Annotated in this window: 17 protein-coding genes; 5 read left to right on the top strand and 12 right to left on the bottom strand. The window is 63.6% G+C overall.

Translation table 11 applies throughout. The annotated features are described in order from the left end of the window. The first annotated feature begins 167 nt into the window (after positions 1-167). Positions 168-2630: a diguanylate cyclase domain-containing protein gene (locus ACB042_RS00780; RefSeq protein WP_371177579.1), complete on the top strand. Its 2463-nt coding sequence runs from the start codon at positions 168-170 to the stop codon at positions 2628-2630. A gap of 51 nt (positions 2631-2681) precedes the next feature. Here ACB042_RS00780 and ACB042_RS00775 read toward each other — a convergent pair whose 3' ends face one another. The 9 genes from ACB042_RS00775 to ACB042_RS00735 are packed head-to-tail and all read right to left on the bottom strand — an operon-like array spanning position 2682 to position 12395. Beyond that, complete coding sequence (locus ACB042_RS00775; protein WP_064341472.1) at positions 2682-3881, bottom strand: ABC transporter permease; 1200 nt, start codon at positions 3879-3881, stop codon at positions 2682-2684. Next, positions 3881-5095, bottom strand: coding sequence for an ABC transporter permease (locus tag ACB042_RS00770; RefSeq protein ID WP_371177578.1), 1215 nt, complete (start codon positions 5093-5095; stop codon positions 3881-3883). The genes ACB042_RS00775 and ACB042_RS00770 overlap by 1 nt, the downstream gene beginning before the upstream one ends. Next, the gene (locus ACB042_RS00765; RefSeq protein ID WP_236370074.1) at positions 5096-5785 is read right to left on the bottom strand and encodes an ABC transporter ATP-binding protein; all 690 of its coding nucleotides are present in this window, start codon (positions 5783-5785) and stop codon (positions 5096-5098) included. Further along, a complete protein-coding gene (locus ACB042_RS00760) occupies positions 5778-6917 on the bottom strand; it encodes an efflux RND transporter periplasmic adaptor subunit (protein WP_371177577.1) in 1140 nt (379 codons plus the stop codon). Before ACB042_RS00760 ends, ACB042_RS00765 begins: the two co-directional genes overlap by 8 nt. Before the next feature lie 27 nt (positions 6918-6944). After that, the gene (locus ACB042_RS00755; protein WP_371177576.1) at positions 6945-10109 is read right to left on the bottom strand and encodes an efflux RND transporter permease subunit; all 3165 of its coding nucleotides are present in this window, start codon (positions 10107-10109) and stop codon (positions 6945-6947) included. Continuing rightward, positions 10102-11142 (bottom strand): efflux RND transporter periplasmic adaptor subunit, encoded by a 1041-nt coding sequence (locus ACB042_RS00750; RefSeq protein WP_371177819.1) that lies wholly within the window; start codon positions 11140-11142, stop codon positions 10102-10104. Before ACB042_RS00750 ends, ACB042_RS00755 begins: the two co-directional genes overlap by 8 nt. Before the next feature lie 41 nt (positions 11143-11183). Beyond that, the gene (locus ACB042_RS00745; RefSeq protein WP_279491147.1) at positions 11184-11654 is read right to left on the bottom strand and encodes a YeeE/YedE family protein; all 471 of its coding nucleotides are present in this window, start codon (positions 11652-11654) and stop codon (positions 11184-11186) included. Positions 11655-11667: 13 nt separating this feature from the next. Beyond that, entirely contained in the window at positions 11668-12081 is a 414-nt protein-coding gene (locus ACB042_RS00740) for a YeeE/YedE family protein (RefSeq protein WP_069554757.1), read from the bottom strand. Then, the gene (locus ACB042_RS00735; protein ID WP_005338008.1) at positions 12081-12395 is read right to left on the bottom strand and encodes a helix-turn-helix transcriptional regulator; all 315 of its coding nucleotides are present in this window, start codon (positions 12393-12395) and stop codon (positions 12081-12083) included. The genes ACB042_RS00740 and ACB042_RS00735 overlap by 1 nt, the downstream gene beginning before the upstream one ends. 88 nt (positions 12396-12483) lie before the next feature. Between ACB042_RS00735 and ACB042_RS00730 the strand changes: the two genes are divergently transcribed. The 4 genes from ACB042_RS00730 (at position 12484) to ACB042_RS00715 (ending at position 15786) form a co-directional block, all read left to right on the top strand. Then, positions 12484-12669 carry a DUF2892 domain-containing protein gene (locus tag ACB042_RS00730; RefSeq protein WP_005338011.1) on the top strand — a complete coding sequence of 62 codons (186 nt, stop codon included), beginning with the start codon at positions 12484-12486 and terminating at the stop codon, positions 12667-12669. A gap of 54 nt (positions 12670-12723) precedes the next feature. Continuing rightward, positions 12724-13995 (top strand): NAD(P)/FAD-dependent oxidoreductase, encoded by a 1272-nt coding sequence (locus ACB042_RS00725; RefSeq protein ID WP_206900136.1) that lies wholly within the window; start codon positions 12724-12726, stop codon positions 13993-13995. Positions 13996-14377: 382 nt separating this feature from the next. Next, the gene (locus ACB042_RS00720) at positions 14378-14782 is read left to right on the top strand and encodes a hypothetical protein (protein WP_371177575.1); all 405 of its coding nucleotides are present in this window, start codon (positions 14378-14380) and stop codon (positions 14780-14782) included. Positions 14783-15057: 275 nt separating this feature from the next. Beyond that, entirely contained in the window at positions 15058-15786 is a 729-nt protein-coding gene (locus ACB042_RS00715; protein ID WP_123173429.1) for an MgtC/SapB family protein, read from the top strand. A 90-nt stretch (positions 15787-15876) separates the two neighbouring features. Here the strand turns inward: ACB042_RS00715 and ACB042_RS00710 are convergent, their stop codons facing one another. Genes ACB042_RS00710 through ACB042_RS00700 form a run of 3 tightly spaced genes read right to left on the bottom strand, consistent with a single transcriptional unit; the run spans position 15877 to position 19694 of the window. Beyond that, positions 15877-16887, bottom strand: coding sequence for a substrate-binding domain-containing protein (locus ACB042_RS00710; RefSeq protein ID WP_371177574.1), 1011 nt, complete (start codon positions 16885-16887; stop codon positions 15877-15879). A 27-nt stretch (positions 16888-16914) separates the two neighbouring features. Beyond that, positions 16915-18330, bottom strand: coding sequence for a glycoside hydrolase family 32 protein (locus ACB042_RS00705; protein ID WP_371177573.1), 1416 nt, complete (start codon positions 18328-18330; stop codon positions 16915-16917). Next, positions 18330-19694 carry a sucrose-specific PTS transporter subunit IIBC gene (locus tag ACB042_RS00700; protein ID WP_042657031.1) on the bottom strand — a complete coding sequence of 455 codons (1365 nt, stop codon included), beginning with the start codon at positions 19692-19694 and terminating at the stop codon, positions 18330-18332. Before ACB042_RS00700 ends, ACB042_RS00705 begins: the two co-directional genes overlap by 1 nt. Positions 19695-19729 lie beyond the last annotated feature (35 nt).

Raw genomic sequence — 19729 nt, 5'->3', positions numbered from 1 at the left:
GGTCACATAACTTGCAAAAAACGGCATGTATCCATCCCGTGTGATGAACGACACAAAAATGACTTTCCAACCCCCCTATACCCCATTGCAAACGCCTTTTCTCCCCTTGCAGGTGACACAAAATTGCTTGAATCTAGCCTAGACACCGCTCCCGAGAGAAACGTTGTATGACGGAGAACGCAGCCCCCCGCCAGCCCCTCAGCTGGTTTATGCCAATGCTGGTCAGTATGGTCATCGCGACCCTGACCTCTTCCCCCGTGCGAGCCGGCGAGCAGGTCATCGTCCAGTTGCCGTGGCAACACCAGTTCCAGTTTGCCGGTTACTACGCGGCCATCGCCAAAGGGTTTTATCGGGAGGCCGGTCTGCATGTCACCCTGCGCGAAGCGGACTCCCGCACCGATGTGGTCAACGAGGTGATCTCGGGAAAGGCCCAGTTTGGCATCAGCGGCAGTGATCTGCTGCTGGATCGGGCTGCCGGTCGTCCGGTGGTGGTGCTCGCCGCCCTGCTGCAGCACTCGCCGCTGGTTCTGCTCACGCTGGATAGGCCAGATATTCGCAACCCGGCCGATCTGGCCAACAAGCGACTGATGCTGGAGCCGGGCTCCAACGAGCTGCTGACCTACCTTTCCAACCAGACCCGCAGCCGCGACTGGGTCACCCTCCCCTATAAACAGGGGATAGAGGCACTGCTGGCGGGCAAGGTGGATGCCATCAGCGCCTACAGCACTACCGAGCCCTTCTATCTGCAACAAAAAGGGATCCCCTATCGGGTCTTCAGTCCGCGCACCATCGACTTCGACTTCTACGGCGACAACCTGTTTACCTCCGAGCGGGAGCTGATCACCCGACAGGATCGGGTCTACGCCTTCCAGCAGGCCAGCCTCAAGGGGTGGCGCTATGCGATGGACCACCCCGAAGAGATGATCAACCTCATCATGGAGCAGTACCCGACCGGGGCTGGCCGTGAACAGCTGGAGTTCGAGGCTCGTGAAACCAGAGAGCTGATGCAGCCGGATCTGATCGAACCTGGCTACATGCAGCAGGAGCGCTGGCTGCAGATCGCCAAAACCTATCTGGAGGCGGGCATGCTCACGGTATTGCCCAACCTCGACCGCTTTATCTACGACCCGGCGCAGGAGCGGCTGCGCCAGCAACGGCAGCTGCTCGACAAGAGCGTGGCGGTGGCCATGCTCATCACCTTTACCCTGATGACCCTGCTCGGCATCTTCTTGCACCTCTATCTGCGCCTGCGCCAGGAGGCGCGGGATCGCCAGCGGCTGACCCGTGAACTGGCCCAGAGCGAGCAACACTACCGCTTCGTGGCGGAGAACAGCGCCGATGTAATCTGGACCATGGATGCCGCCAGCTTGCGCTTTCGCTACGTCAGCCCGGCCATCACTCCTCTGAGCGGCTACGAGGCCCCCGAGCTGTTTGCCCTGCCCCTCAAACAGCTGCTGCCGGATGCCTCAAGGCAACTGCTGCGCGAGGAGATCTCCGCCACCCTGGAGGCCTGGCAGCGGGGGGAACATGACCAGACTCGCCGGGTCATTCGCACCCAGTTGCGCCACAAGGATGGCCATCTGGTGGCGACCGAGACCATCACCACCCTCCATGGCAACCACAACGCCCAGCCGGAGGCGATCCTCGGGGTCACCCGGGATATCACCGAGCGGGCAGCGCGAGAGGAGATGATGCGCCGCCTCGCCTTCTACGACCCCCTCACCGGGCTGCCCAATCGCCGCTTGCTGCAGCAACGGCTCAAGGAGCTGATGGAGCAGGAGACGCCCCGTCCGCTGGCATTGATGTTTATCGATCTCGATCACTTCAAGCCGATCAACGACACCTTCGGCCATGAGACCGGGGATATTCTGCTCAATATGGTGGCCGAGCGGATGAGCCACTGCGTGCGCAAACAGGATCTGGTGGCACGGCTGGGGGGCGACGAGTTCGTTATCTTGCTGCCGGATAGTGGCGACGAAGTGCTGGCGGTGGCCGACAAGCTGCACCAGCAGCTGCGCCATCCGTTCCAGCTGGAGGGGCAGGAGCTGCTTATCTCCAGCAGTATCGGGCTGGCGCTCTATCCCGAGCACGGGGAGGATGCCAAGACGCTGATGCACCACGCCGATCAGGCCATGTATCAGGCGAAGAATCGCGGCCGCGGCCGGGTCTGCCTCTTTACCGAGGGCCTTGATCCCGAGCAGGGGGCACTGCTGTGGCAACCCGGCCACGAGTGCGGTCACCCGCGCATCGATGCCGAGCATCGCCAGCTCTTCGTATTGACCAACCGGCTGCTGGAGCGGATGAAAGATCAGCACGAGGATCCGGCCCCGTTTCTGGAGAGTCTGGAGAGCCTGTTCGACATGGCTCGTCACCATTTCGCCTTTGAAGAGCAGATGCTGGCGGAGATCGACTATCAGGAACTCGTCAGCCACCGTCAGGATCACCAGCGCCTGCTCAACAAAGCAAGCCAACTGCTGCACGCTGCCAAAGCGGGGACGCTGGGCAACGACGAGCTGCTCAACTTCATCATTCAGGAGCTGGTAGTCGGCCACATGAGTCAGGCGGATCGCCGCTACTTCCCTCTGTTCAGATCTGAGCGCAACGCGCCGGTTGCGGAGGTGGTCGCCTAGTTCCCCCCTGTTCAGACCCGAGCGTAACGCGCCTCTTGCGAAAGGAGCGACCTAGTCACCGCGCAGGGCCACCACGGGGTCGAGACGCACAGCCCGCAGCGCAGGAGCGACCCCGGCCAATAGGCCAACCAGGGCGCTGCAACCGAGCGCCAGCAGCAGATAGAGAGGATGGAGGGTGAGCGGCAAGCCGGCCGCCAGCAGGGTGAGCAGCAGCTTGAGCCCGCCGAGCAGGGTCAGTCCCATGGCTCCGCCCAGCAGCGCCAGCACCACGGCTTCGAGCAGGAACAGCAATAAAATACGCCGCCGCGGACAGCCCAGCGCCATCAGCAAGCCCACTTCAGGGATCCGCTCCTGCTGGGCGATGCTCATGATGCTGAAGATGCCGACCGCCCCGATCAGCAGCGAGATAATGCCGAGCCCGCCAACCGCCAGCTTGATGATGGAGAGTATCTTGTCGAGGCTGGTCAGCATGTCCTGCTGGGAGGTGAGGGTGAAATCCTCGGCGCCGTGGCGGGCGATCAGCACCCGCCGGATCTGGGCAGTGATATCGGCCTCCGTCTGTCCGGCGCGATAGATGACGTCGATCTCCTGCAGCCCCTCCTTGTTGAACAGCGCCTGGGCGTGAGCGGCGGGCAGATAGATCATGTCATCCAGATCAAAGCCAAGAAATTGCCCCTTGGGGGCCAGCACCCCAGCCACCCGAAAACGGCGATCACCGGCGCGCAGCAGGTTCCCCGGTGCATCACCACCGGGGAACAGCTCTGCTGCCACCTTGGCACCCAGCACCGCATAGGCGCGGGGCATGGCACTGTCATCCGCAGGCAGAAAACGCCCCTGCACCAGGGTGAGTCGCCAGCCGGAGAGCGCCGCCGGGCCGGTGCCCAAAATGGCGGTGCTGCGAGTCAATCCGCGGCTACGCACCTCCCCCTGCCCCTGCACTACAGGGAGCGCAGCCTCTACCCCGGCCAATCTGGCGAGGGCATCGGCATCCTCCAGCAGCAGGGGACGGCTGCTGGAGAGGATGCCGGGCGGGCCGCCGGCGGTCTCTGTCTTGCCCGGGGTCACGGCGATCAGCCGGGTGCCAAATTGGGAGAAGCTGTCGAGCAGATAGAGCCTGAGCCCCTCGCCGATGCCGGTGAGCAGGGTCACCGAGGCGATCCCGATGGCAATGCCCAGCGCCGACAACAGACTGCGACTGCGCCCCGCCAGCAAGGCACGCCAGAGCCAGAACAACAGATCGGCGGCGCGCATCAGCCACCGCTCCACTGCCCGCTGCGCAGGCTGCTGACCGGATCTTGCCTTGCGGCCCGGGAGGCGGGCAGCCAGCTAAAAAACAGCCCGGTCAGCAGGGCCGCCGGTATGGTGCAGAAAGTAGCGAGCAAGGGGACCGCCGCCGGAAATCCGGGCCAAATCACTCCAGCGAGGCCAACCAGGGCATAGCCCAAGACCGTGCCAAACAGCGCGCCACTGCCGCTCAGCAGCAGCGCCTCCCACAAAAACAGCTGGCGGATCTGGCGACTATCGGCCCCCAGCGCCTTGAGCAGGCCGATCTCGCCAGTGCGCTGGCGGGTGCTGATCAGCGCCAGATTCATCATCATGATGCCGGAGACCAGCAGGCTGATGGCGCCGATGCCAGCAACCGCCAGGGTGAGGGTCGAGAGAATGGTGGAGAAGGTGGCCAGCATGGCGTCGCGGCGCACCACGGTCACATCGAGCCCCCCGTGACGCGCTTGCATCAGCTGCTCCAGTCGCTTGACCAGCGGGGGCACCGCTTGCCCCGCCAGCGGCTGGATCAGCAGCCGAAACAGCCCCTCGGTGTTGAACAGCCGCATGGCGCTACCGACCGGGATCAGCGCGGCCTCGGCCATATCCATCCCCAGATTGCTGCTCTGGCTGGTGAAGACCCCCACCACCCGAAAGCGGCGATTGTCAAAACGCAGCCACTGTCCGACCGGATCGGCCTGACCGAACAGCTCACGGGCCACCTTGGCCCCGAGCAGAACGGCCGGGCGATCCTCTGCGGCATCCCCCGGCAGCCAGCGGCCGGAGAGCAGCTCCAGCCCGTGGGTATGGCGCAGCCCGTTGCTGCTGCCAAGCAGCATGGTCTGGCGCAGCCGCGCCCCCTGTTTGGCCTCGGCAAAGCCCATCACCAGCGGCACCAGCCGCACGTTTGGCTGGTGCTGGCCAAGGTAGTGCATGTCATCGAGAGTGATCTGCCGCAGACTGTTGCCGGTGACCGGCGGCAGCCCACCGGTGGTCTCCTTGCGGCCCGGGAACATCACCAGCAGATCCTTGCCAAGGGAGCTGAACTGGTCGGCCACATAGCGCCTCGCCCCCTCCCCCAGCGCGGTGAGCAGCAGCACAGAGGTGACGCTCAGACTCACCGCCAGGATCAAGACCAGCGCCCGTGAACGCTGACGCAGCAGGGCCACGGCGGCAAAGCGGATCACATCGGGGCGCCGCATTCAGCCACCCCCGCTATCAATGTTGATGCGGCCATCGTTCATCAGGATCCGCCTGCCCGCCCGCTCACCGAGGCGCGGATCGTGGGTCACCACCACCAGCGTGATCCCCTGCTCCCGGTTGAGCCCCTCCAGCAGGGTAATCACCTCCTCCCCGGAGCGGGAGTCGAGATTGCCGGTGGGCTCGTCGGCCAGGATCAGCCGCGGCGCCATCGCCATGGCCCGGGCGATGGCTACCCGCTGACGCTGACCGCCGGAGAGCTCGGCAGGGCGGTGTCCGGCCCGGTTCTCCAGCCCCAGATCCCCCAGCAGTCGTTGGCTGCGACGATGGCGCTCGGCGGGGGCGATCCCGCACAGCATCAGCGGCAGCTCGACGTTTTCACGGGCGGTGAGGCGGGAGATGAGGTGAAACGACTGGAACACGAAGCCGATGCGATGGCCGCGCAGCTGGGCCAGCGCAGGTTCTGACAGGGTGGCGGTGTCCTCGCCCCCCAGCCAGTAGCGCCCCTCGTCTGGCCGATCCAGCAGCCCCAGCACATTGAGCAGGGTCGATTTGCCGGATCCCGAGGGGCCCATCACCGCCAGATACTCCCCCTCGGCAACCCGCAGGGAAACGCGGTCGAGGGCGGCCACTTCGCTCCCCCCCAGAGTGAAACGACGGCTGACGGCATCAAGGCGAATGAGATCACTCATCCGTCTGCTCCGTGGCGGCGCTGAAAGGGCCCTCCCCGACAATCTGTCCGGGCTGGGCTGCCAGCCGATCACCGGCGGCGAGCCCCTCGGCCACCTCAATCCAATTCCAGTTCTCCACGCCCCAGCGGGGCACCACCCGCACCAGCTTATCCCCTTCCAGCCGCAGCACACTGCCATCGTCGGCCCGGCTGCTGGCCGCTACCCGCAGCACATCGGTAGCGCGGGTCACTTCGACTTCGAGGTCAGCACTGTAGCCGATAAGCAGGGGGACATCGGTGGGCAGGGCAGTGAGCGCAGCCTCCACCTCGACGGTGCGGGCCTGCTTCTCCAGCTCCTTCACATAGGGGGCGATGCGGGTGACGGTGGCGGCAAAATCGCGCCCGGGCATGGCGTCGAGCAGCACCCGGGCAGACTGGCCCACCTTGAGGCGGGCAGCATCCACCTCATCGATGGGGGCTGAGACATAGAGACAGCGATCGTCGATAAGATCGATAACCGGAGGCATGGCCACTCCGGGCGGTGAGGGAGTCATGTATTCGCCCAGCTTGCTGTTGACCTCCGCCACCACACCGGCAAACGGCGCCAGCAGGCGACGCTCGCTCAGGCGGGCCTCCACCTGGGCGACCTGCGCCTCGTCAACCCGCTCCTGCTGACGGGATGCCTGGCAGACATAGCGGCGGGTATCGGCCAGATTCTGGGCCTGCTCGGCAAGGGTGCGGGAGGTGAGGTTTTTGGCCAGCAAGGTGGCCAGCCGGTTGGCCTCCCGCTCGTAGTAGGCCGCCTCGCTGCAACGCTCCTCACGCTGGGTCTTGCCAAGGGCCTGCTGGGCGCGGGCACGGGCGAGATCGGCGTGAATATCGTCACTCCAGAGGGTCAGCAGCAGATCTCCCCGGGCTACCCGCTCCCCGGCCTTGACGGCGATCTGCTCCACCACACCGCCACCGGGCAGACTGAGTCCGGCCCGCTGACACGACTTGATGGTGCCGGCCCGGGTGTTGACCACGGTGACCAGCACATCCCCCCGCCCGACCTCAGCCAGCCTGATCGGCGTCGGCTGCGGTCGCCACCACCATGCCAGAGCAGCAGCCGCTACCACAGCGCCACTTCCCCACCACAACCAACCTCTCTTCATCGCGCATCCTTTCGCTAGTGACTCCCGTCATGAGCGTCGGGAGAGCAGGGCATAATAGAGCAAGGGTATCACCACCAGGGTGAGCAAAGTGGAGACCAGGATCCCGAAAATCAGGCTGATGGCCAGTCCGTTGAAGATGGGATCATCGAGGATAAACAGGGCTCCGATCATCGCCGCCAACGCCGTCAGCATGATGGGTTTGGCCCGCACCTGCGCCGCTTCGATCACCGCCTGCTCGAACGCCACTCCGGCGCTGCGCTGCTGCTCGATAAAGTCCACCAGCAGGATGCTGTTGCGTACGATGATCCCGGCCAAGGCGATCATCCCTATCATCGAGGTGGCGGTAAACTGGGCCCCCAGCAGGGCGTGGCCCGGCATCACCCCTATGATGGTGAGCGGAATGGGAGCCATGATGATGAGTGGCACCAGATAGGAGCGGAACTGGGCCACCACCAGCAGATAGATGAGGATCATCCCCACCCCGTAGGCGATACCCATGTCGCGGAAGGTCTCGTAGGTGATCTTCCACTCCCCGTCCCACAACAGCGCCACCTCCCCCAGCTTGTCGGGCTGCTGCACGTAATACTGGGGCAGATCGATATCGGCACCGGCGGCAAACATGCCGTAGAGCGGGCTGTCGGTGTGGCCACCCATGTCGGCCACCACCATCACCATGGGCTGCATGTTCTTGTGCATGATATAGCTGGGGGCCACCTCATCACGGCGACTCACCAGCTCGGAGACCCGCACCAGCTGGCCGCTCTGGCTGCGCACCTTGAGGGCCAGTACGCCCGCCAGCTCCCGTTTGTCACCGGGTGCCAGTTCGATGCGGATCGGCACCGGATACTTGGCGCCGTGCCCCTGCAGCCAGCTGGCATCCTGATAACCCACCCCGCCATTGAGGGTGTTCACCAGATCCCCGAGATCGACCCCGAGCAGGGCCGCCTTGCTGCGATCCACCACCAGCCGCCACTTGGGCTGCGGGTCGGTCAGATAGATATCCACATCCACCAGATCCGCCGTGGCCACAAAACGGGCCTGTACGGCGCGCGCGGCCGCTTCGCGGGCGGCCTGAGTCGGGCCATAGATCTCGGCAACGATGGGGGACCAGACCGGCGGGCCGGGCGGCACCTCTACCACCTTGAGGTTGCCCCCTGCCGCACTGGCGATGGCCTGCAGCGGCTCCCGAACCGACTGGGCAATCTGGTGGCTGCTGCGATCCCGCTCATGCTTGTCCACCAGATTGACCTGAATATCCCCCACGTTGGCGCCGCTGCGGATAAAGTAGTGACGAACCAGGCCGTTGAAATTGATGGGGGCGGCTGTGCCGGCGTAGATCTGGTAATCCTTCACCTCCTCCACCTTGGCAAGCTCCCGCCCGACCGCCAGCAGGGTGCGCTCGGTCTGCTCCAAGGTCGCCCCCTCCGGCATATCGAGCACCAGCTGGAACTCCGACTTGTTGTCAAAGGGGAGCATCTTGAGCACCACCCACTGCACCACCGGCATGGCGGTGGCGGCCCCGACCAGCAGCAACACCGCCAGCCAGAGCTTGCGTCTGGCACGCTTGGCGCCATCACCAATCAGGAAAGGGCTCATCAGCCGGTGAAAGAGACCCGCCTTGGCCTCGCCGTGGGCACCGTGCACCTCACCCTTGAGCAAATGGCTCGCCAGCCAGGGGGAGAAGATAAAGGCCACCAGCAGGGAGATAAGCATCCCCATGCTGGCATTGATGGGAATGGGGCTCATGTAAGGGCCCATCAGCCCGCTGACAAAGGCCATCGGCAGCAGGGCCGCGATGACGGTCAGGGTCGCCAGTATGGTCGGCCCCCCCACCTCGTCCACCGCCCCCGGTATCAGATCCTTGAGCGCCCCCTTGCCCAAACCGCGATGGCGGTGGATGTTCTCCACCACGACTATGGCGTCATCCACCAGAATGCCGATGGAGAAGATCAGCGCAAACAGCGACACCCGGTTGAGGGTAAAGCCCCAGGCCCAGCTGGCGAAGAGAGTCAGCGCCAGGGTGATGACGATGGCAACGCCAACTACCAGCGCCTCGCGCCAACCCATGCTCACCAGTACCAGCAGCACCACCGCCGTGGTGGCAAAAATCAGCTTGCCGATCAGGGTGTTGGATTTGGTCTCGGCGGTGACGCCGTAGTCCCGGGTCACCGTCACCTCGACGCCGGCAGGGATAAGCCGATTTTTGAGACTCTCGACCCGCGCCTCCACCCGCTTGGCCACATCGACCGCGTTCTGGCCCGGCTGCTTGCCGATGGCCAGGGTCACCGCCGGATAACTGGCCTGCCCCTGCCCCATCCAGCTGCGCTTGGTCGGAGTCTCCTGACCCAGAGAGACCCTGGCCACATCCCCCAGATAGACCGGCTTGCCGTCGTGCAGCCCCACCACCAGTTCTCTAGCCTCCTGCTCACTTTGCAGGAACTGCCCCACCTGCACCTTGATCTCACTGTTGTCCTGCTCGATGGCCTGTGTCGGGCCCACCTGATTGGCGGCCGCCAGTCGTTGGCTCAGCTCGCCCCAGCTGATGCCGTGGGCGCTGAGGGCCGCCGGATCCGGCATCACCCGCAACACGGCACTCTGGCTGCCCAGCGTGTAAATATCGCGGGTACCGGGAATGCGCTTGAGTTCGGTCTCCAGCTCATGGGCGACCCGGGTCAGCTCGGGTGCCCCCAGTTGCTTGCTCCCCTCTTTGCTCCATAAGGTCAGACTGACGATGGGGACATCATCGATCCCCCGGGGTTTTACCAGCGGCTGACCGACCCCGATCCCCTGTGGCAACCAGTCGCGGTTGGAGTCGAGCTGGTTGTTGAGATCGACAATGGCCTGCTCACGGCTCACCCCTACCTTGAACACCACCACCAGCAGGGCGCCATCGGGTTGGGAAAAAGAGTAGAGAGTATCAATCCCCTTTATCTGGGAGACCACCTGCTCGGCAGGGGTGGTGACGAGAGAGGCCACTTCAGCCGGGCTGGCTCCCGGGAAGGGAATGTAGACATCGGCGAAGGTGACATCGATCTGCGGCTCCTCCTCCTTGGGGGTCACCAGCACTGCAAACAGACCGAGCAACAGCCCCACCAGCGCCAGCAGCGGGGTGATGGCCGAGCCCTGAAACAGCGCAGCCAGCCGACCAGCAGGCCCCAGCCTCTCCTTGTTGCCGTTCAGCTCGCTACTCATGGGCCACCTCCTGCTGCTGCGCCCAGGCATCGGGGGCCAGCTTGTCACCGGCTTGCAGCCCGGCCAGGATCTCGCACTGCCCTTCAAAGCAATGGCCGACCCGCACCGGCGTCAGGGCCCAGCCAGCGGGTTGCTGCAGATAGACGCCGTTGAACTCCCCTTGCCGCAGCAGGGCGCGATCCGGCACCTGCAACACCTGACGCTCACCCTGTTTGAGCTGCACCTTGAGCCACATGCCGGGCAATACCCCGGCGGTTTGCGGCGGCAAGTCGAGGCGCAACCTGAAGGCGTGGCTCTGGCTGTCGGCATAGTTGAAGCGGGTCAATTTGACCGGGGTAACAGACTTGCCATCCGGCAGCAGCACCTGCACATCCGCAGGCTCACGAGCCAGCGTCAGGGCGGATTGGGGCAACTCGACCTCCACCCGCAAGGTGTCGAGAGAGAAGCCGGAGAGCAGTGGGGTACCGGGGGCGACAGTCTCCCCCAGCTCCACCAGCCGTTTGGTCACCACCCCGGCGTAAGGGGCCAGAATACGGGTATAACCGTAAGCCTCGCGGGCCTGAGTGAGGGCCGCATCGGCCGCATTGACCTCAGCGCGGGCGGCGCGATCAGTCGCCTGGGCATTGTCGAGCTGGGCGCGGGTGATCACCCCCTTGGCAATCAGCGCCTGAAAGCGGGCAAGCTGCCGCTCTGCCTCTACCTGCTGGGCCTGCGCCCGCGCCAGCCGCGCCTCGGCCCCCGTGACGGCGGCAAACTGCTCCTTGCCGCTGATCTCCAGCAGCGGTTGCCCCGCTTGCACCTGATCGTTCACATCCACCAGCATGCGGGAGACCCGACCACTGGTCTGGGCCGCCACCGTTCCCTGATTGATGGCACTGACGGTGCCATCCAGCGTCAGCCAGTCGGTCACCGGCTGTGGCGCCACTGTCAACAGGGGCTCTTGCACCCCGTCTGCGGCAAAGGCCCGGGGGGATGTCATGGCCTGCGATGTCATCATCAATAAGGTGATCCCCAGCAACCGGATCTTTTCCATCATTACTCTCCTTCCCTGGCGTAATCTGTCACTTCACGGGATCAGGTGGTATGGGACTGGCGCACCTTATCCACTCCCCGAGCTGGCGCCTTGGTCAGAACCCTGGCCAGTCCTTTGTCAAACAGCAAGATCCCGGCCACCATGGCCGCTATAAACAACATTATCATGGGCTGCCCGCTGGAAATGAGACTCAGAGCAGGCCCCGGGCAGATGCCCACCAGCCCCCAGCCGATGCCAAACAGCGCGGCCCCGCCGATCAGCCTGCGCTCCAGCCTGGGGGCCGGTACGGCGGCGATGGGCTCCCCCAGCACACTCTGGCGACGGGGTTTCACCAGCAGAAAATAACCCGGCATAAAGACCAGCAGAGCCCCTCCCATCACAAAGGCGAGGCTGGGATCCCAGGCCCCGGCCAGATCGAGAAAACCGGTGACCCGAGCAGGATCCATCATGCCGGAGATGGCCATCCCCAGTCCGAACAACACACCCGCAAACAAACTTGTCAGCAACTTCATGGCGATCAGCCCCTTACAGCAGATGATGAGTGACGAAGACGGTGATAAAGCCAGCCGCCATAAAGGTCAGAGTGGCGACGATGGAGCGCAGGGAGAGCCGCCCCATGCCACAGATGCCGTGGCCGCTGGTGCAGCCATTGCCAAGACGGGTACCGACCCCGACCAGCAGACCGGCCAGCAGCACAACGGGCCAGCCGGGCAAGGTGGTGAATGCGGGCATGGTGGCCCAACCCAGGGTCAGCGCCAACCAGGCGCCCGCCCCGAGCCCCAGCAGAAACAGCACCCGCCAGGGTGCACGGTGTTGCAGCGCACCGGCCAGAATGCCGCTGATCCCGGCCACCCGGCCGTTGAACAACATCAGGATCAGGGCCGACAGCCCCGCCAGCATGCCACCGCCCAAAGAGAGCAGCCATTGGCTTTCCATCATCAAGATTCCTTATTTTCTGAGTGACAAAAATGGGTTTGCAGCGCTCCCAGCACATCGGCGGCCGCCTCGCTCACCAGCGAGTAGTAGATCTGCTGGGAGACCTTGCGCGAACGGATCAGGCCGTAGCGCTTGAGCACTGACAACTGCTGGGAAAACGCCGACTGCCCGAGTTGGCTATGGGCCAGCAGCTCCCCGACCCCCTTCTCCCCCTCCACCAGCTGGCAGAGCACCATCAGGCGTTCGGGATGAGCCAACGCCTTGAGCAGGGAGGCGGCGGCTGTCGCATGTCTGTTCATCTCGTCGAATTGGCTCATAAGAGTAAATTAGCAATTGCTGATATTTGTTCTATTGTATAAAACAACACTAAATTAGCAATATCTAAAGTAGATAAGGAGAAAGACCATGACAGTAGATAACGGAGTCAGAATCGTCGCGGGTTGCATGTTGCTGCTCTCGCTGATCCTTACCACCTGGGTTCATCCTGGCTTTGTCTGGTTGAGTGCCTTTGTCGGGGTCAACCTGATCCAGAGCGCATTCACCGGTTTCTGCCCGGCAGCGATGATCCTCAAACGGATGGGATTTAAATAACAGGGTCGGATGACCCGGCTCACATGAGCGTGTAATAAACGCAGGAGGCTGAACATGGCAACGGTAATCGTCATCGGCGCGGGTCTCGGGGGCATGTCTGCCGCCTACGAACTCAAGGCCGAACTGGGCAAGCAGCATGAGGTGATCCTCATCAATGACAAGCCGGACTTTGAATTCACCCCCTCCAACCCCTGGATTGCCGTCCAGTGGCGGGAGCGTAAGGAGACCTCGATCCCCATCGAACCCCATGTGAAGAAGAAGGGGATCCGCTTTATCCATGCCGCTCTGACCGAGCTGCAACCGGCGGCGCAGCAGCTCACCCTCTCCGATGGCCAGACCCTGCGTTACGACTTTCTGGCGATCTGCACCGGCCCGGCCCTCGCCTTTGACGAGGTGGCAGGGGCTGGCCCCGAATCCGGTGGCACCACCAGCGTCTGTACCCTCTCCCACGCCGAAGAGTGCCGTCACAGCGTCAGCGCACTGGTCGATGAGCCCGGCCCTGTGATTGTCGGCGCCATGCCGGGCGCCTCCTGCTTCGGCCCCGCCTACGAGTATGCGTTCATCCTCGATCGCCACCTGCGTGACAAGAAGGTGAGAAAAAATGTGCCCATGACCTTTGTCACCAGCGAGCCCTACATCGGCCATCTGGGTCTCAACGGCGTGGGCGACTCCAAGGGGATGCTGGAGAGCGAATTGCGGATGCGCGACGTGCAGTGGATCTGCAATGCCCGCACCGTGGCGGCGCAAGATGGCCAGATGACGGTGGAGGAGCTGGACGATGAGGGCAACCTCAAGCGCACCCACACCCTGCCCTACAAACACGCCATGATGCTGCCCGCCTTTGTCGGCATTGCGCCGCTGCGGGGCATCGAGGGGCTGGTCAATCCCCGCGGTTTTGTCATCGTCGACGAGCACCAGCGCAACCCCGCCTTCCCGCAGATTTACGCCGCCGGGGTCTGCATCGCCATTGCACCGCCGCACAAGACGCCGGTACCAACCGGGGTGCCCAAGACCGGCTATATGATTGAGGCGATGGTGCGCACCCTGAGCCACAACATCAAGGCGGAGCTCAGCGGCCAGCCGCCGGTGACCAAGGCAGTGTGGAATGCCATCTGTCTGGCAGACATGGGGGACACAGGTGCCGCCTTCGTCGCCATGCCGCAGATCCCGCCGCGCAACGTCGCCTGGTTCAAGAAAGGAAAGTGGGTCCATCTGGCCAAGATCGCCTTTGAGAAGTACTTCCTGCACAAGATGCAGGTGGGGGATACCGAGCCCATCTACGAGAAACTGATGCTCAAATACCTCGGCATCGACAAGACCGAATGACCCCGCAGACCCGGCCCTCGCCGGGTCTGCTTTTGGCGGCCCTGCGCGGCAAAAACGGGGCTTTCGATTATGTTTCAAGATGTTGCTGCGGGCAGCGCGGGGTTTACCCTGCCTGCCGCCTCGGCTATCATTCGAGCCTCTTATCAATAGCGGAGACCATCAGTGGGCAACTCATCAAGTGACAGTTGTAGACCGACCCTCATCGTCGGTACCAAGGTCGCGAGCTAGCCGCAGGTCTTTCTCTGCCGCATGCTCGCAACCCTGCGAGAAGCGGAAATCCACTCCCCTCTTCTCCCTTTTTACACTTGACGTCTGGCAACCAGAGGCCAACCGCCACGGTCGCCATGCCTGCATAGTTTCTGCTTCCCACAAGGAGGCTGCTATGCGTTTTATCTCAATCAAACCGGCTGCGGATCGCGCGGTCGCAACAGGTTCTGTTGCTACCCGGGCTCACCCCCTGTTGAGCCGGCTCGGCCGTGGCATGCTGCCACGATGGCTGGGCGGCAAACAGCGTCAGCACCACTACCGGCTGCAGATCCGCTGTGAGGATCGCGCCGATATGGAGCAGGTGCTGGATATGGTGAACCACACCCTGCAACCGGCCGGGCTGCAACCGATGCAATCGATGAAGCCGGGTCGCGGCAGCGGGCGTGAGCTGGTGCTCAACCTGCAGTGCACCCCGCCCCAGCGCCGCTATCTGGTGCAGTTTGTTCATCAGGTCGGGGTGGCACATCCGGTGCGCTGGCAACTGCGCCCGCGCATCGACTGCGATCCCGAACTCAACTGACCGCACACCTGCGTTAACCACAGTGAAAGGGGCCAGCCACGCTGGCCCCCTTGTCGTGAGCAACAGCTTGCTCTGCGGCTGATCAGATAGCCGATACGCCGTTCATGCTCGCACGTATGTTCGCGCCTATGCTCGGCTCGCACCCCGAGCGCCCGAAGGCGGGCGCGCTGTGTTGTTTTTCTGCTGGCCATCCGCGCAATCACACCTGATCCATCCGCCATAGGGCGTTTCATCATGGATTGCGCCAAGCCAGCACTCATCAGAAGGAGTACGCCATGAAGATGTGGCAACAAATTGACATGATCTCCCTGCTCGATACTCTGGCCAGCCTGCTGCTCGCCTTTGTGCTAGGCAGTCTGGTCGGGCTGGAGCGCCAGTACCGCCAACGTACCGCGGGCCTTCGCACCAACGTGCTGGTCGCCGTGGGGGCCGCCCTGTTCGTCAGTCTGGCCCAGCGCATCTATGACCTGCACGGCGGCAACTACAACGTGGTCCATGTAGTGGCCTATATCGTCTCCGGCATCGGCTTTCTCGGCGCTGGCGTCATCATGCGCGAGTCGGGCAATATCCGTGGCATCAACACCGCCGCCACCCTCTGGGGCGTAGCTGCGGTCGGCGCCGCCTGTGGCGCAGGGTTGGCCATGGAGGCAATTCTGGGTGCCCTGTTCGTGCTGGCCGCCAACACTCTGCTGCGACCGCTGGTCAATCAGATCAACCGTCGCCCGGTGGACAATACCGACACCGAAGTGACCTACAAGGTGACGGCACTGACCCAGCGCGAGCATCAAAAAGAGGTGCTGCACTGGCTCGAGGAGATGCTGGAGCAGGCCAACTACCCCCTGAGCGAGCTCGACATCGAGCCGTTTGGCGCGGGGGATCTGGAGATCTCTGCGGTGCTGCTCGCCACCTCCATCGATGGCGACGAGCTGGATGCCCTGATGGTGAAACTCGGCATCCACCCCCATATCAAGCAGGTGTTCTGGCGCACCAGTACCACCGATTGAGCCGTTGATCAGAGGAACGAACCATCCGCCCGCAGCAAAAAGCCCCGCCAGCAATGGCGGGGCTTTTTCATATGGATGGGCGAAGAGTGGCTAGCGGCGGCTGCGCCAGCGCACCCTGGGGGTGATCACCTGGGCAGTCTGTGCGGGAGGACTGCCCGCAATCAGTTGCTGCATCAGCTCGAAAGCGGCGAGGGCCAGCGCCGGACAATCCTGCGCCACCGAGTCGATGCGCATGGGAATACAGTCGAGCAGGTCGTGATCGTCGAAGGTGCACAGGCGCATCCCTGTCTCCATCAACCCCGCCTCGTTGAGGTAGCGCAGTACCCCTTCCAGCAGGGTAAAGGAGGCGGTAAAGAGCCCCTTGGGGGGCGCTCCCAGCTCGGCCACCAGCTCGGCCATCAGCTGATAACCGGAGCTCGGCTGGTAGTCGCGATGGCGCACCCGGGCGGCATCGGCTTCAAAACCGGCGCGATGGAGCCCCAGCTCATAGCCCGCCAGCCGGTGACGGCTGGGGGAGAGATCCAGCAGACCGCCGAAGTAGTAGATCTGCTCGCCGCACTCGCTGGCCATGTCCCGCACCAACTCGGCGGTCGCCTTGCAGGCATCGGAGATCACCATGGGCAGGCGCGACTCGCCGATATGGCGGTCGAGCTGCACCACCGGCAGGCGGTTGTGGATGCGGGCATAGATGTCATCGCTGTGGCCGCTGGAGGCAACAATCAGCCCGTCCACCTGACGGCTGATAAGGTTGTCCACCACCCGCTGCTCGAGGGCGGGATCATCTTCGGAGCAGGCGATCAGCAACTGGATGCCCGCCTCCCGGCAGTGAGCCTCGAGGGCGCGGGCGATGCGGGCAAAACCGAAGTTGGTGAGATCGGGGATCACCAACCCCCAGGTGTAGCTGCGGGTCTCGCGCAGGGAGCGGGCATGAAAGCTCGGCAGGTAGTGACACTCCTCCGCCACCGCCTGAATGCGCTTGCGGGTATCGTCGGCAATGCGGTACTCCGCACTCTTCCCGTTGAGCACCAGACTGGCGGTCGCCTTGGACACCCCCGCCAGTTCGGCGATCTGGGCAATCGTGATCCGTTTCTTCTTCTCCACCTGGCCTCCCGGCTGACTAGAACCGGGCTATTGTACTAGGCATGCCGACAGCGGCCAGTGATTGAGGCAAATTTTGCAGCCATCATCGCCGTTACCTGATGATAGTTGCGGCTTTTCCCCTGGGAAGTAGCGCGCCGACAGGCTGTGACGACCCTCATCGATGAAACACTCCAGACTGGAGCGATCACACAGCACGGTGATCCGCCCGCCAGCCCATGGGCTGCTGCGGGTCTCCCACACCCCGCTCAGCCAGTTCTGGCGCCGCAAGGTGATGCGCCCCGGCTGCCACACCAGCTCGGCCACGGCACCGAACCAGAGGCTCCCCTCACCGCAGAGATCCAGATCGAGCCAGGCCGAGTCGATGGCCAGCCCCGGTAATTCACCGAGCGTCCCCTCGAAGCGGGCCAGCTCTCCCTTCAATGCCGCCAGCTCCGCCACCGGTCGCTGGCAGAGCCACTCATCCTGCCAGAACAGCTCCCGCGGGCAGCTCATCTGGTGGATCCAGCCGTAAGCGACAGTGGGCTGGCTCATCTCGTTCTCCTCCGGCAGCCCCAGCCAGCCAATCAGCAAGCGGCGCCCCTGACTGTCTCGGGTGGTTTGCGGTGCATAGAACTCGAAGCCCCGGTCCAGCTCGTGGAAAGCCCCGTGCTCGAAGCGCTCGCCGTCGAAGTTGCCCGCCAGCCAGCCGCACTGGTAGAGGTTGCGATAGTCCTCGCCTGCCGGGGCAATCCCCTGCGGGCAGCTGATCAGCACATGGCGCTCCCCCAGCGGGAAGAGATCCGGGCACTCCCACATATAGCCAAACTCACCCAGCCCCCCGTGCCCACTGCCGGCGATGGGGCCCACCCGCTGCCAGCTTTGCAGGGTGTCGCCGCGATAGAGCAGCACTTCCCCCTTGTCATCCAGGGTGCGCGCGCCCAGCACCATCAGCCACTGTTTGCCGTCGTGCCACACCTTGGGATCGCGCACATGGCCGCTGTAGCCTGCGGGCAGATCCAGCACAGGCCCTAGCTTGGCAAAACCGCCCTCACTGTCGGCGCGGGCCAGACACTGATAAGCGGTGCGGCTGCCATCCGGGTATTTGACATTGCCGGTGTAGATGAGGGTCAGACGCCCCTGCTCATCGCTCACCGCCGAGCCCGAGTAGCAGCCGTGGATCTCATAGGCTTCGGTGGGCAAGAGCGCCACCGGCTCGTGCTGCCAGTGCAACAGATCGGTGGAGGTGACATGGCCCCAACCCTTGTTGCGGTGCTCGCAGCCAAGCGGGTTCCACTGGTAGAAGAGGTGGTAGCGCCCGTCGTGCTCGATAAAGCCGTTGGGATCGTTGAGCAGCCCCACCGGGGCTGCCAGATGCCAGCGGGGCCGATGGGGATCGGCCGCCGCCTTGAGCTGTCCGGCCAGCAGCGACCGGACAATCTGGTTGAGAAGATCGCTTTCCTTCATCACTCCACCTTGTACTTGAGCAGGTAGGATGCGGCGAAGGCGGCGCCAAAGGCGATCACCAACCCGATGATGTAATGAATAAGGCTCATGGGCTGGACGATGGCCATGCCGGGAATACCGGTCAGCCCCACCGCCGTCATCCCCACCTTGGCCGCCACCACGTAGGCGCCGCCGCAGGCCCCGCCAAACAGACCGGCAAGGAAGGGTTTGATATAGCGCAGGTTGACACCAAAGATGGCCGCTTCCGTGATGCCCAGCAGGCAGGACATGGCAGCCGGCACGGTAATGGCCTTGATCTTCACATCACGAGTCTTGAAGTAGACCGCGAGGCAAGCCCCGCCCTGTGCCACGTTGGCCATGGCCCAGATGGGCAGCAGGAAGTTGACGCCAATTTGCGGATTGGCCAGCAACCCCGCCTCGATGGCATGGAAGCTGTGGTGGATGCCGGTGATGACGATCAGCGAATAGGTGCCGCCAAATACCAGCCCCGCCAGCCAGCCTGCCTGCTCATAGAGGGCGCTCAGACCGAACGAGATACCATCCCCCAGCACACGACCCGCCGGGCCGATAAAGAGTAGCGCCACGAAGCCGGTGATGATGACGGTCAAAAACGGGGTGAGGATCAGATCCAGCGCATCCGGAATGCGCTTGCGCAGCTGTTTCTCCAGATGGGACATAAACCAGACTGCCAAGAGCACCGGGAAGACGGTGCCCTGATAGCCGATCATGGCCACATCGAGCCCGAAGAAATCCATGGTCTTGAAGCCACCGGCCACGCCCCAGGCGTTGGTTAGCGCCGGGTGGGTGAGGATGCCACCAAGGGTCGCCCCGAGGTACGGATTGCCGCCAAACTCACGTGCTGCCGTAAAGCCGATCAGGATCGGCAGTATGATAAAGGCCGCCGAGCTGAACATGTCGAGCATCACAAACAGGGCGCTGTCGGCATTGACCCAACCGTAGGTGCGCACCATGCCGAGCAGCCCCATCAGCAGGCCCGAGGCGACGATGGCCGGAATGATCGGCACGAAGATGTTGGAGAGGGTTCGCGCCAACCGCTGGGCCACGTTGAGCTTGGCCGCCGCCATGTCGGTCAGCTCCGCCTTGCTGGCGGTGCCGGTACCGGTCAGCGCCACAAACTCCGCATAGACCTTGTTGACCAGACCGGTGCCGAAGATAACCTGAATTTGGCCCGCGTTGCTAAAGCACCCCTTGACCCCCTCCAGCTTGTCGATGGCGGCCTTGTTTACCTTGCTGTCATCGGCCAGCACCAACCGCAGCCGGGTGGCGCAGTGGGCAGCGCTGACGATATTCTCCTTGCCCCCGAGCAGGGGCACCAGATCCTTGGCTATCGCACTGATATTCATATTCTTCCTCTTATGACTCGCCACGCTGGCGAGTC

Source organism: Aeromonas sp. S13(2024), assembly GCF_041402405.1.
GTDB lineage: Bacteria > Pseudomonadota > Gammaproteobacteria > Enterobacterales > Aeromonadaceae > Aeromonas > Aeromonas veronii.
The sequence above is the reverse complement of the archived record's forward strand: the minus strand, read 5'-3'. Positions and strand labels throughout refer to the sequence as shown.